Source organism: Kitasatospora sp. NPDC052896, from assembly GCF_044547075.1.
Taxonomy (GTDB): domain Bacteria; phylum Actinomycetota; class Actinomycetes; order Streptomycetales; family Streptomycetaceae; genus Kitasatospora.
In genome coordinates, this window is sequence record NZ_JBITZU010000001.1 from 53,105 (window position 1) to 65,883 (window position 12,779).

A 12,779-nucleotide genomic window follows, 5' to 3' on the forward strand; every position below is an offset into this window, starting at 1 on the left:
CGATGCTCCGTGCCCCATCCTGGAGGGAGAACGGCAGCGGCGGAAGGCGGACGGCATGGCACGGGCGACGGCACGGCGACGGGTGGTACGGCTGCACGGGACCGAGCGGGGGCTGCGGCCGGACGCGCTGGCCGCCGAGGAGCCGCTGGAGATCCGGATCGGCGGCGAGCCACTCACCGTCACCATGCGCACCCCGGGCCAGGACTTCGACCTGGTGGCGGGCTTCCTGGTGGGCGAGGGCCTGCTGCACGAGGCCGAGCAGCTGGCCGCCCTGCGCTACTGCGCCGGCACCGACCCGGACGGGGCGAACGGCTCCGGCGGGAACGGCTCCGGCGCGAACAGCTACAACATCGTGGACGCGACGCTGCGCGGCGACCGTCCGCTGCCGCTCTCCGCCCACCGCAACCTGCTCACCACCAGCGCCTGCGGGCTCTGCGGCCGGGACACCGTGGACGCGGTGCGCACCCACGTCCGCTGGAAGCCCGCCGACGACCCGCTGACCGTCCGTCCCGAGCTGCTCTACGCGCTGCCGGACCGGCTGCGGGCCGCCCAGCGCACCTTCGAGAGCACCGGCGGCCTGCACGCGGCCGGCCTGTTCGGGCCGGACGGCGAGCTGCTCTGCGCCCGCGAGGACGTCGGCCGGCACAACGCGGTGGACAAGGTGGTCGGCTGGGCACTGCGCGAGGGCCGGCTGCCGCTCACCGGCCACCTGTTGCTGGTCAGCGGCCGGGCCTCGTTCGAGCTGACCCAGAAGGCCGCGCTGGCCGGGCTGCCGCTGCTCGCCGCGGTCTCCGCGCCCTCCTCGCTCGCGGTGGACCTGGCCGAGGAGCTGGGGCTCACCCTGGTCGGCTTCCTGCGCGGGGAGCGCGCCAACGTCTACACCCGGCCGGACCGGATCGGCTGAGACCGCCGTCAGCTCGGCGGCGGTGAGGCCGGACCGGACAGCGCCACCGCGACCAGGGTGCGCAGGGCCGGCGCGATCTGACCGAGCGGCAGCGTGGAGTCGTCCGCGAACAGCTCCAACAGCCAGCCGCCGGCCGGATTGGCACCACCCGCCGCGACCATCCCCCGGTAGCCGCCGACCACCAGGACCGCCTCCTCGGCCGGGTCGTTGCCCGGCGTGCCGGTGCGCAGCGCGAAGCTGCCGCCGCGCACCGCGCGCCGGGTCAGCGGGTAGTGGCGCAGGTCGAAGACGGCGTCCGGGGCCTCGATCCGGGCGCGCTGGTCCTCCGCCCGGCGGGCCGCACCCGGTGACACCGCGTTCTCGCCGTAGGCGGACGGCCCCTTGGTCATCCGGTAGACGGCGTGCTGCGTGGTGCGCATCAGCTGCGAGCCGGGCGGCACGTAGGAGACCCACCAAGCCACCGCGTCCAGCAGCCGGGCCGCGGTCTCCGCGACGGTGGTCAGCCGGCCCAGGGTGTCGGCGGGGTGGCTGAGCCGGAGGGTGCCCTCCTGCTGGTCCAGCGCGCCGAGCACGCCGGTCAGCAGCTGCCCCGGGTCGGCGCTGTGCGCGGCGCCGCGGATCCGACGGCGGTCGCCGTGCGGGCCGCGACCGGCGACCGGGCCGGGCCGGCCCCGGCCGTCCGCGCGGTGCCGCGGGTCGGCGGCGTCGGCGAGCAGCACGGTCGGATCGGGTTCCAGGCCCGGGCCGTGGCTGCGGCCGGCCACCACCGGGTGGGCCGACCGGGCCGCCTTGGCCCGGTACTGCGCCGCGTCGGCCAGCCGGAACAGCCGGGCGGGGGTGGAGACCGGGCCGATCGAGTCGCCGGTCGAGGCGATCCCGCAGGCCACCCCCTCCCCGTCGGCCAGCTGCAGCGCGCGGGCGCACAGCTCCTCGGCCACCGCGACCACCTGGTCGGCCTTCTGGCCCTCCGCCAGCAGGCAGAACTCGTCGCCGCCGAGCCGCGCGGCCAGCGAGCCGGGCAGCCTGGCACCGGCCATCGAGAGCTGGTTGGCGAACCGTTCCAGCAGCCGGTCGCCCATCTCGTGGCCGTGCTGGTCGTTGATCCGCTTGAGCCCGTTGACGTCGCAGACCACCAGGGTGACCACGGTGTTGTCGCGGTTGTGGGTGGCCAGCGCGGCCTCCAGCCGGGCGTCCACCGCGCGCCGGTTGGCCAGTCCGGTCAGCGGGTCGGTGTAGGCCAGCCGGCGCAGGTCGGCGAGCCGCTCGGTCTGCGCGAGCCCGGCCGAGATCTGCGCCGCCAGCAGGGTGGCGTACTGGGCGTCCGACTCGGTGAAGACCGGCAGCCCCTCGCCGCGGGCCAGGTAGAGCTCGCCCCAGGCCTGGCCGTGCAGCACGATCGGGGCCACCAGGCAGCAGGACCGCCCGCGCCGGCGCAGACCGGCGGCGCGCTGCTGACAGAACGCGCCCGCGCCCGGATGCGCGTGGACGGCGTGCGGCACCAGGTCATCGGCGGTCTGCACCCAGGCGCGCGGCAGCCGGCCGGTGCTCCAGTGCTCCTCCAGATAGGTGACGATCTCCGGGAAGTCGGCCACCGGGTAGGACTCGTCCTCCGGGATCTCCTCCTCCCCGGCGGCCAGCTCCCCGTGGTTGACCAGGACCCGCAGCCGGCCGGACTCCCGGTCCCAGACCGAGATCGCCGCCATGGTGGCCTCCAGCGCCTCGGTGGCCCGGCCGGCGGCGGACCGGACCGCCTCCAGGGCGCTCTGCGCGCCGGCCATGTCCTGGGCCAGCTCGACCACGGCCTGCAACCGGTGGTCCAGGCCGACGGCCGTCACCTGGTCCGGCCCGGCGGCACTGCCCTCGCCCGGGGCCGCCGGGCCCGGGGCCGGTTCTGGGTGTCCGAGTTCCGCCATCACCTGCGCACCGCCCACGCTCGCCCCTACCGTCCTGCCGCAGCACCGTTCCGGGAACGGTCACCATTCCGGCCCAGGCACCAGCGTAGGGGTGTTTGCTGAGGATATGCCCGGTTCGTGGAGAACGGTGGGGCTTGGGCCGACCGGGTGAGCGGCGGGCGGCGATCGGGCGATCGGCCGCGCGCCGGCCGCCGTCAGCCGTGCGGCCCCTTGGTCCGGCGGGCCAGCAGCCACGGCTCGACCAGCCCGAGCCCGCGCACCGGCCGGCGCCACATCGGGTGCAGCTGGAAGCGCGGCCCGCCGGCCGCCTCGACCTCCCCGGCCCGCTGCCCCAGCGTGCCGAGTGGCGTCCCGGAGGCCGCCGCGAGCGCCTCGGCCAGCTGGGCCTGGGCCGTCCCGGAGCCGTCCGCGCCACCCCGGGAGGCCGCCCCGGCCTGCTCCAGCGCGGCGGCGAACTCACCGTCGATCAGCACCGCGTCCTTCTGCGCGATCGAGGTCAGCCGGCTGGCCAGGTTGACCGTGGTACCGAAGACGTCGCCCATCCGCGAGGTGACCGTGCCGAAGGCCATGCCGACCCGCAGCGCGGGGATGCTCTCCTCCTCGGTCAGCGTCTCGACCAGGCTGAGCGCGATCTCGGCCGCGGTCACCGGGTCCTCGGAGACGTAGAGGATCTCGTCGCCCAGGGTCTTGATCAGCCTGCCGCCCTGACCGGCGATCAGGTCGGCGCAGGTGGACTCGAAGGTCTCCACCAGCGAGCCCAGCTCCTCCTCCTCCAGCCGCCGGGAGAGCCGGGTGAAGCCGACCAGGTCCGCGAAGCCGACCGCCAGCCGACCGCTGGTGATCTCGACGTCGTCGGCGGCCTGCACCACCCGGCCGGTGACCGCGGCCAGCTGCCGGCGCCAGACGTAGACCAGGAACTGCTCCAGCTCCGGCAGCAGCAGCTCGACCAGCGGGTAGGCGACCTCGGCCCGGGTCATCCCCGGCTCGACCGGCTGGGTCAGGTTCTCCAGGAAGGTGTCCATCTGCCAGCCGGCCAGCCGAGCGGTGGTCTGCCCGGTCGACCGGGCCACCTGGATCGCCATCGACTCGCTGATCAGCCCGGACTCCACCAGGCCGGCCAGCCGGCGCAGCGCGATCACGTCACCGTCGTTGAGCGCCCGGGACTGGCCGATGTCCGGGAAGCCCATCGCCCGCCAGAACCGGGTGGCCAACTCCATCGGCACCTCGGCCGTGCGGGCCGCCTGGTAGGGGGTGTAGCGGCGCGGCGCCCCCAGGATCAGCCGCTCCAGATCGAGCGCGACGGTGTGGTCCGCCTCCTCGGGGCCCCCGTTGCCGTTCTGGCCGCTCTGACCGTTGTCACCGTTCGGGCCGTCGCCGTTCGGGCTGTCCTCCGGCTGGTGCCTGCCGTCCTCGTCTGCCACCGGTCCGTCCCCGTGCGGTCGTCGCACTTGCCTCGATGTCCTGCTTCCGCGGTGAGGCCGGCACCGTCGGTCCGACAGTGGCGCGCCTCACACCGTTGCCAGGTGGAATGGTCGCACGGAATCGCCCGATCCGGGGCATCCGGACCCGAGCACCCCTGCTTCAGCCCTGCTTCAGCCCTGCTTGGGCTGCGGCCTGACGTGCAACACGTCGCCCGCGCCGACCGGTTGGCGGGTGCCGTCCGGGGTGCGCACCACCAGCCGGCCGTCGCCGTCCACCGCCACCGCCTCGCCGCGCAGTTCGCGCTCGCCGGGCAGCTGGACCAGCACCTCGCGGCCGAGCGTGCTGCACCGGGCGGCGTACGCCGGCAGCAGCCCGCTGGCGTGCGGGTCGCCCGCCGCGTCCTGCCACTCCCGGTACAGCTCGGCGAACTCGCGCAGCAGCGCGCGCAGCAGCGTGGTCCGGTCGGTGACCTCGGCGCCCGCCAGGGCCAGCGAGGTCGCGGTCGGCACCGGCAGCTCGTCGGCGCGCAGCGAGACGTTCAGACCGAGGCCGGCCACCACCGCGTCACCGCTCAGCTCGGTGAGGATGCCGCCCAGCTTGCGCTCCTCGCCGGCCACCTCGACCTGCAGGTCGTTCGGCCACTTCAGGCCGATCTCCACGCCGGCCACCCGGGCGATCGTGCTGGCGGCCGCCACCCCGACCAGGATCGGCAGCCAGCCCAGCCGCTCGCGCGGCACCCGCGGGCGCAGCAGCACGGAGAGGAAGAGGCCGGAACGGGCCGGGGCGGCCCACCGCCGGTCCAGCCGCCCGCGCCCGGCGTTCTGCCGCTCGGCGATCAGCACCGCGCCCTCGGCCTCGCCGGCCCTGGCCCGGGCGGTCAGGTCGGTGTTGGTGGAGCCGGTCTCGGTGACCACGTCCAGCGCCGTCCAGAGCGCGTCCGGGAGCAGCAGGTCGTGGCGGAGCGCGGCCGCGTCCAGCGGGGGACGGTCGAGGTCGGTCCAGGGGGACGGTCCGTCGTGGCCGAAACCACGAAGTCCGCTGCGGCGGGGGCGATCCGGCTCGGTCATGGCCCCTACCCTAGGGCTTGGCCACGGCGGGTAGCCGTAGGCCGACCCATCGTCCCGCAGAACGAGCGTTAACACACTGTGTCGCTGGCCATAACGACAACTGTCCGGCCGTGGCTACGCTACTGCGCGGTAGTCCCGGCACCGTCCTGCCCGGACTCCGTCGCCGCCCCTCTGTACCGCGACTCTTTCGAGTGAGGAACTCCACGGGATGTCCGAGGCCGCATCGCTCCCCACCACCAGTCCGGCCGATCCGGCCCTGGACCCGCACACCACCGCCGGCAAGCTCGCCGACCTGCGCCGCCGGCTGGACCAGGCGGTGCACTCCGGCTCCGCCACCGCGGTCGAGAAGCAGCACGCCAAGGGCAAGCTGACGGCCCGTGAGCGGGTTCGGGAGCTGCTGGACGAGGGCTCCTTCGTGGAGTTCGACGAGTTCGCCCGGCACCGCTCGACCAACTTCGGCCAGGAGAAGAACCGGCCGTACGGCGACGGCGTGGTGACCGGCTACGGCACCGTGGACGGCCGTCAGGTCGCGGTCTTCGCCCAGGACTTCACGGTCTTCGGCGGCTCGCTCGGCGAGGTCTTCGGCGAGAAGATCGTCAAGGTGATGGACTTCGCGCTGAAGACCGGCTGCCCGGTGGTCGGGATCAACGACTCCGGCGGCGCCCGGATCCAGGAGGGCGTGGTCTCGCTCGGCCTGTACGGCGAGATCTTCCGCCGCAACGTGCACGCCTCGGGTGTGATCCCGCAGATCTCACTGATCATGGGCCCCTGCGCGGGCGGCGCGGTCTACTCCCCCGCGATCACCGACTTCGTGGTGATGGCCGATCAGACCTCGCACATGTTCATCACCGGCCCGGACGTGATCAAGACGGTGACCGGCGAGGACGTCGGCATGGAGGAGCTGGGCGGCGCGCGGGCGCACAACACCAAGTCGGGCAACGCGCACTACCTGGCCGCCGACGAGAAGGAGGCCGTCGAGTACGTCAAGAACCTGCTCTCGTACCTGCCGTCGAACAACCTGACGGACCCGCCGGCCTACCCCGAGGAGGCCGACCTCACGGTCACCGAGCAGGACCTCGAACTCGACACGCTCATCCCGGACTCGGCCAACCAGCCGTACGACATGCACAAGGTCATCGAGCACGTGCTCGATGACGGTGAGTTCCTGGAGACTCAGCCGCTCTACGCCGGCAACATCATCACCGGCTTCGGCCGGGTCGAGGGGCACCCGGTCGGCATCGTCGGGAACCAGCCGATGGACCTGGCCGGCTGCCTGGACATCGCGGCCAGCGAGAAGGCCGCCCGCTTCGTGCGGACCTGCGACAGCTTCAACATCCCGGTGCTCACCTTCGTGGACGTGCCCGGCTTCCTGCCCGGCACCGGTCAGGAGTGGGACGGCATCATCCGCCGCGGCGCCAAGCTGATCTACGCCTACGCCGAGGCCACCGTGCCGCTGATCACCGTGATCACCCGCAAGGCCTTCGGCGGCGCCTACGACGTGATGGGCTCCAAGCACCTGGGCGCCGACCTCAACCTGGCCTGGCCCACCGCGCAGATCGCCGTGATGGGCGCGCAGGGCGCGGTCAACATCGTCTACCGGCGCGAGCTGGCCGAGGCGGCGGCGGTGGACAACGCCGACGCCCGGCGGGCCGAGCTGCTCGCCGAGTACGAGGACACCCTGCTCAACCCGTACCTGGCGGCCGAGCGCGGCTACGTCGACGCGGTGATCGCGCCGTCCGACACCCGGCGGCAGATCGTCCGCGGCCTGCGGGCGCTGCGCGGCAAGCGCGAGGTGCTGCCGCCCCGGAAGCACGGGAACATTCCCCTGTAGACACCGGCTCGCCGAAGAGACCGGCCCGCCGACGAGACGGACGGAAGAGGACTCCCTGATGCCCCCCATCCAGGTGCTGCACGGGCAGCCGACCCCCGAGGAGCTGGCCACCGTCCTGGCGGTGGTCTCAGCCCGGGCCGCCGCCGCACAGGCCGCCGCCGAGGCGGCCCGTGGCGCGGCGGGCGGCCCGGCCTCCCCCTGGCGCGACTACGGCCGCCGCCTGCGCCCCACCCCCCGACCCGGTCCGAACGCCTGGCGCACCTCGGGCTGGGCGGGTTAGGACCCGATAGGGGTGGCGGGGGCGGTAGGGGTGGCGGGGGCGGTAGGGGCAGGCCCTAGGCTGAGCGCCATGACCGACCGCCGCACGCTCGTCCTCGCCTCCGCCTCCCCCGCCCGGCTCGGCCTGCTCCGTCAGGCGGGGCTCGACCCGCGGGTGATCGTCAGTGGCGTGGACGAGGACGCCCTGACCGCCACCACCCCCGCCGAGCTGGCCCTGGTGCTCGCCGAGGCCAAGGCGACCGCGGTGGCGGCGGAGCTGGCGGACGCCGAGCTGGTGATCGGCTGCGACTCGGTGCTGGAGCTGGACGGCCGCGCGCTCGGCAAGCCGGCCGACGCCGCCGAGGCGCTGGAGCGCTGGCGGTCGATGCGCGGACGGTCCGGCGTGCTGCGCACCGGGCACTGCGTGATCGACACCGCGAACGGGCGGCGGGCCTCGGCCACCGCCTCGACCACGGTCCACTTCGGCACCCCGGACGACGCGGAGGTGGCCAGCTACGTCGCCTCCGGCGAGCCGCTCCAGGTGGCCGGGGCGTTCACCCTGGACGGCCGCTCGGCGCCGTTCGTCGACGGGATCGAGGGCGACCACGGGAACGTGATCGGCCTCTCGCTGCCGCTGCTGCGTCGGCTGCTGGGCGAACTGGACGTCCGGATCACCGACCTCTGGGCGTGAGACCCCGGACCTGCGGTCTCACGGCTCGGAACCGCCCGGGCGGTGGCGGTCGACCACGGCTTCGGTGGAAGTCCAGCAAGATCGAAGCGCGCCGCGTACGGTTTCCCCCTGCGGTCCCCCGCGGTCCCCACCGCGGACCCGCCGCAAGCCAGGTCACCCTCCGTGTGGGCAAGCTCACCACTTGGGGCTACTCGCCGGTACTACCACGTCATCCCTAGACTCAACGAGGTTCAAGAAGGGAGCCACAGTGCGCAAGGTGCTCATCGCCAACCGCGGAGAAATCGCCGTCCGCGTCGCCAGGGCCTGCTCGGACGCCGGAATCGCCAGCGTCGCCGTCTACGCCGAGCCCGACCGGGACGCGCTGCACGTCCGCGCCGCCGACGAGGCCTACGCGCTCGGCGGCGACACCCCCGCGACCAGTTACCTGGACATCGCCAAGGTGCTCAAGGCCGCCGCCGACTCCGGCGCCGACGCGGTCCACCCCGGCTACGGCTTCCTCTCCGAGAACGCCGAATTCGCCCAGGCCGTCCTGGACGCCGGCCTGACCTGGATCGGCCCGCCCCCGCAGGCCATCCGCGACCTCGGCGACAAGGTCACCGCCCGGCACGTCGCCCAGCGCGCCGGCGCGCCGCTGGTCGCCGGCACCCCCGACCCGGTCACCGGGCCGGACGAGGTCGTCGCCTTCGCCACCGAGCACGGCCTGCCGGTCGCGATCAAGGCGGCCTTCGGCGGCGGCGGTCGCGGCCTCAAGGTCGCCCGCACCCTGGAGGAGATCCCCGAGCTCTACGAGTCGGCGGTCCGCGAGGCGGTCGCCGCCTTCGGTCGCGGCGAGTGCTTCGTCGAGCGCTACCTCGACAACCCGCGTCACGTCGAGACCCAGTGCCTGGCCGACCAGCACGGCAACGTCGTGGTGGTCTCCACCCGCGACTGCTCCCTCCAACGCCGCCACCAGAAGCTGGTCGAGGAGGCCCCCGCGCCGTTCCTGACCGAGGAGCAGAACGCCGAGCTGTACCGGGCGTCCAAGGCGATCCTGCGCGAGGCCGGCTACGTCGGCGCCGGGACCTGCGAGTTCCTGGTCGCCCTCGACGGCACGATCTCCTTCCTGGAGGTCAACACCCGCCTGCAGGTCGAGCACCCGGTCACCGAGGAGGTCACCGGCCTGGACCTGGTCCGCGAGATGTTCCGGATCGCCGACGGCGAGGAGCTCGGCTACGACGACCCGGCGATCCGCGCCCACTCCTTCGAGTTCCGGATCAACGGCGAGGACCCGGGCCGCAACTTCCTGCCCGCTCCCGGCACGGTGACGCTGTTCGCCCCGCCGTCCGGCCCGGGCGTGCGGCTGGACTCCGGCGTGGAGAGCGGCTCGGTGATCGGCCCCGCCTGGGACTCGCTGCTCGCCAAGCTGATCGTCACCGGCCGTGACCGCAAGCAGGCCCTGGAGCGGGCCCGCCGCGCGCTGGCCGAGTTCAAGGTCGAGGGCATGGCCACCGCCATCCCCTTCCACCAGGCCGTGGTGAGCGACCCCGCCTTCGCGCCGGAGGTCCACGGGTCCGACGGCCCGTTCAGCGTCTACACCCGCTGGATCGAGACCGACTTCGACAACACCATCCCGCCGTTCAGCGGTGGCGCGGTCGAGGGCGAGGAGCCCGACGGCCGGGAGACCGTGGTCGTCGAGGTCGGCGGCAAGCGGATCGAGGTCTCGCTGCCGTCCTCGCTCGGTGTCTCGGCCGCGCCCGCGGCCGGTGCGGCGACGGGCAAGGCCAAGCGCCGGGTCGGTGCGAAGAAGGCCGGCTCCGCGGTCAGCGGTGACACCCTCGCCTCGCCGATGCAGGGCACCATCGTCAAGGTCGCCGTCGAGGAGGGTCAGACGGTCGCCGAGGGCGACCTGATCATCGTCCTGGAGGCCATGAAGATGGAGCAGCCGCTCAACGCGCACAAGGCCGGCACCATCACCGGCCTCACCGCCGAGGTCGGCGCCAGCGTCAGCAGTGGCGCGGCACTCTGCGAGATCAAGGACTGATCGAGCAGCACGCTCACTCGGTGGCCCGCTGGTTCCCGGACTTTCCCGGGCCGGCGGGCCACGTCCGTTTCAGCGCGCCCCGGCCAGCCGGGTCGGCAGGTGGCCGGGCGGCGGACCGCCGTGCGCGCCGGGTCGGCGCTGGCCGGGCAGCGGGGCGGCGGGCGCCGGCCCGGTGGCGCGGCGCGGGACGGCCGGACCGGGCGGATGCGGGGCCAGGCCGCCGTGCCCCGGCGGCTCGGCGGTCAGCCCCAGCGGGGCGACCGAGATCTGCACCCCGCAGTCGGCGAGCGCGTCCAGCTCGCGAGCGGTCGGGTCCTGACCGGCCGTGTGCTCGTCGGTGACCAGGCGGGTGATCGCCTCCGTCGGCACGGTCTGGAACATGGTGTCCGCGCCGAGCTTGGTGTGGTCGGCGAGCACGATCACCTCCCCGGCCGCCTGGACCAGGGCCCGGTCCACGCTGGCGGAGAGCATGTTGGTGGTGGACAGGCCGCGTTCGGCGGTGAGCCCGCTGCCCGAGATGAAGGCCTTGGAGACCCGCAGCCCGTGCAGCGACTGCTCGGCACCGCTGCCGACCAGGGCGTAGTTGGAACCCCGTAGGGTGCCGCCGGTCATCACCACCTCCACCCGGTTGGCGTGCGCGAGCGCCTGGGCGACCAGGAGGGAGTTGGTGACCACGGTGAGCCCTGGCACCCGGGCGAGCCGGCGGGCCAGCTCCTGGGTGGTGGTGCCCGCGCCGATGACGACCGCGTCGCCCTCCTCGACGAGCCCCGCCGCGAGATCGGCGATGGCGCTCTTCTCGGCGGCGGCGAGGTGGGTCTTCTGCGGGTAGCCGGGCTCCCGGCTGAAGCCTCCGGGGAGCACCGCGCCGCCGTGCCGGCGGTCGAGCAGCCCTTCGGCCTCCAGAGCCCGGACGTCTCGACGTACGGTCACTTCGGAGGTCTGGACGACGCGGGCCAGCTCGCGGAGCGACACGGCTCCGTTGGCGCGCACCATTTCGAGGATCAACTGGCGACGTTCTGCAGCAAACACAGAACCGACGGTAACCCCCCTGACCGTCCGCTTTCAGGCGTTTGCCGCTAGTAGCCGGATCTGCTCACGCAACTGCGGCGTGCGACCGTACAATGTGCGCCGCCACACGCGGGCGTGCCCCCGGCCGTCCGGAGGAACCGCCCGCGCGCGCGGGTGAAACGGTCAGGATTCGCTCTCGGCCCGCTTGCGAATGTGCAGCTGGCGGGCCGCTTCGGCGGTCGAACCGGACACCGACGGGTAGACCGTGAAGGCGCTCGCCACCTGCTCGACCGTCAAGTTGTTGTCCACCGCGAGCGAGATCGAGTGAATCAGCTCGCTGGCGCGCGGGGCGACCACGACGCCGCCCACCACGATGCCGGTGCCCGGGCGGCAGAAGAGCTTCACGAAGCCGTCCCGGATGCCCTGCATCTTGGCCCGCGGGTTGCCCCGGAGCGGCAGCTTGACCTCGACCGCGTCCATCTTTCCGCAGGAGACGTCCGCCGCGGTGTAACCGACGGTGGCGATCTCCGGGTCGGTGAAGACGTTCGAGGAGACGGTCTTCAGGTTGAGCGGCTGCACCGCGTCGCCGAGCGCGTGGTACATCGCGATCCGTCCCTGCATCGCGGCGACCGAGGCGAGCATGAAGACGCCGGTGCAGTCGCCGGCCGCGTAGACGCCGGGGGCGCTGGTGCGGGAGACCCGGTCGACCTGGACCTGGCCCCAGTCGTTGAGCTTGACCCCGGCCTCCTCCAGGCCCATGTCCGCGGTGTTGGGGATCGAACCGACGGCCATCAGGCAGTGCGTGCCGCTGATCACCGTGCCGTCGCCCAGGGTCACCTCGACCCGGTCGCCCACCCGCTTGACGGCCTCGGCCCGGGCGCGGCTCATCACGTTCATGCCGCGCCGGCGGAAGACGTCCTCCAGCACCTCGGCGGCGTCCGGGTCCTCGCCCGGCAGCACCCGGTCGCGGCTGGAGACCAGGGTGACCTTGGAGCCGAGCGCCTGGTAGGCGCCGGCGAACTCGGCGCCGGTGACGCCGGAGCCGACCACGATCAGCTCGCGCGGCAGCTCGTCCAGGTCGTAGACCTGGGTCCAGGTGAGGATCCGCTCGCCGTCCGGCCGGGCGTCCGGCAGCTCGCGCGGGTGCGCGCCGGTGGCGATCAGCACGGCGTCGGCGCGCAGCGAGCGGACGGTGCCGTCCGACTCCTCGACCAGCACCTCGCGCGAGCCGTCCACCGCCTGGCCGCCCGGGCCGAGCCGGCCCGTGCCACGCAGGATGGTGACCCCGGACCGGGTGACCGACTGGGTGATGTCGTGCGACTGGGCGATCGCCAGCCGCTTCACCCGGCGGTTGACCTTGCCCAGGTCGACGCTGATCGCGCGTTCGGCGGCGCAGGCGAGAGTGATCCCGAGCTCCTGGTAGGAGCTGTCGAACCCGGTCATCACCTCGGCGGTGGCGATCAGCGTCTTGGACGGCACGCAGTCCGTCAGCACCGCCGATCCACCCAGACCGTCGCGGTCGACGACGGTCACCTCCGCGCCGAGCTGGGCCGCCACCAGGGCCGCCTCGTATCCGCCGGGTCCGCCACCGATGATCACGATCCGAGTCACATCGACCATTGTCCCGCACGCCGAGTTCGGCGCGACCACGGGGCCTTTGATTTG

General features: G+C 73.7%; 9 protein-coding genes and 1 pseudogene. 5 read left to right on the forward strand and 5 right to left on the reverse strand.

Annotated elements, in window-relative coordinates:
* Window positions 1-55 precede the first annotated feature (55 nt).
* Window positions 56-904 (forward strand): formate dehydrogenase accessory sulfurtransferase FdhD, encoded by an 849-nt coding sequence (fdhD, locus tag ACIGXM_RS00225; RefSeq protein ID WP_396555221.1) that lies wholly within the window; start codon window positions 56-58, stop codon window positions 902-904.
* Between the two features lie 632 nt (window positions 905-1,536).
* On the opposite strand, the pseudogene ACIGXM_RS00230 reads toward fdhD, so the two are convergent.
* The 3 genes and pseudogenes from ACIGXM_RS00230 to ACIGXM_RS00240 all read right to left on the reverse strand — a co-directional run.
* Window positions 1,537-2,682: pseudogene (locus ACIGXM_RS00230) on the reverse strand (GGDEF domain-containing protein); the annotation flags it as partial.
* Window positions 2,683-3,011: 329 nt separating this feature from the next.
* Window positions 3,012-4,238, reverse strand: coding sequence for an adenylate/guanylate cyclase domain-containing protein (locus ACIGXM_RS00235; protein ID WP_396555223.1), 1,227 nt, complete (start codon window positions 4,236-4,238; stop codon window positions 3,012-3,014).
* A 171-nt stretch (window positions 4,239-4,409) separates the two neighbouring features.
* Window positions 4,410-5,306 carry a biotin--[acetyl-CoA-carboxylase] ligase gene (locus ACIGXM_RS00240; RefSeq protein ID WP_396555225.1) on the reverse strand — a complete coding sequence of 299 codons (897 nt, stop codon included), beginning with the start codon at window positions 5,304-5,306 and terminating at the stop codon, window positions 4,410-4,412.
* 208 nt (window positions 5,307-5,514) lie between these two features.
* Here ACIGXM_RS00240 and ACIGXM_RS00245 point away from each other — a divergent pair, with 208 nt between their 5' ends.
* From ACIGXM_RS00245 to ACIGXM_RS00260, 4 genes are all read left to right on the forward strand, one after another.
* The gene (locus ACIGXM_RS00245) at window positions 5,515-7,137 is read left to right on the forward strand and encodes an acyl-CoA carboxylase subunit beta (RefSeq protein WP_396555227.1); all 1,623 of its coding nucleotides are present in this window, start codon (window positions 5,515-5,517) and stop codon (window positions 7,135-7,137) included.
* Window positions 7,138-7,195: 58 nt separating this feature from the next.
* Complete coding sequence (locus tag ACIGXM_RS00250; protein ID WP_396555229.1) at window positions 7,196-7,417, forward strand: acyl-CoA carboxylase subunit epsilon; 222 nt, start codon at window positions 7,196-7,198, stop codon at window positions 7,415-7,417.
* Window positions 7,418-7,477: 60 nt separating this feature from the next.
* On the forward strand, window positions 7,478-8,086 hold the full coding sequence (locus ACIGXM_RS00255; protein ID WP_396557288.1) for a nucleoside triphosphate pyrophosphatase: 609 nt from the start codon (window positions 7,478-7,480) through the stop codon (window positions 8,084-8,086).
* A 247-nt stretch (window positions 8,087-8,333) separates the two neighbouring features.
* A complete protein-coding gene (locus ACIGXM_RS00260; RefSeq protein ID WP_396555231.1) occupies window positions 8,334-10,106 on the forward strand; it encodes an acetyl/propionyl/methylcrotonyl-CoA carboxylase subunit alpha in 1,773 nt (590 codons plus the stop codon).
* 69 nt (window positions 10,107-10,175) lie between these two features.
* On the opposite strand, the gene ACIGXM_RS00265 is transcribed toward ACIGXM_RS00260, so the two are convergent.
* Complete coding sequence (locus ACIGXM_RS00265) at window positions 10,176-11,099, reverse strand: DeoR/GlpR family DNA-binding transcription regulator (RefSeq protein ID WP_396557290.1); 924 nt, start codon at window positions 11,097-11,099, stop codon at window positions 10,176-10,178.
* 198 nt (window positions 11,100-11,297) lie between these two features.
* On the reverse strand, window positions 11,298-12,734 hold the full coding sequence (locus ACIGXM_RS00270; protein WP_396555233.1) for an NAD(P)H-quinone dehydrogenase: 1,437 nt from the start codon (window positions 12,732-12,734) through the stop codon (window positions 11,298-11,300).
* Window positions 12,735-12,779: the final 45 nt, after the last annotated feature.

Coding starts and splice junctions, on each gene's coding strand:
- fdhD (WP_396555221.1), top strand. CDS start 56: ATGGCACGGGCGACGGCACGGCGACGGGTGGTACGGCTGCACGGGACC.
- ACIGXM_RS00240 (WP_396555225.1), bottom strand. CDS start 5,306: ATGACCGAGCCGGATCGCCCCCGCCGCAGCGGACTTCGTGGTTTCGGC.
- ACIGXM_RS00245 (WP_396555227.1), top strand. CDS start 5,515: ATGTCCGAGGCCGCATCGCTCCCCACCACCAGTCCGGCCGATCCGGCC.
- ACIGXM_RS00250 (WP_396555229.1), top strand. CDS start 7,196: ATGCCCCCCATCCAGGTGCTGCACGGGCAGCCGACCCCCGAGGAGCTG.
- ACIGXM_RS00265 (WP_396557290.1), bottom strand. CDS start 11,099: ATGGTGCGCGCCAACGGAGCCGTGTCGCTCCGCGAGCTGGCCCGCGTC.
- ACIGXM_RS00270 (WP_396555233.1), bottom strand. CDS start 12,734: ATGGTCGATGTGACTCGGATCGTGATCATCGGTGGCGGACCCGGCGGA.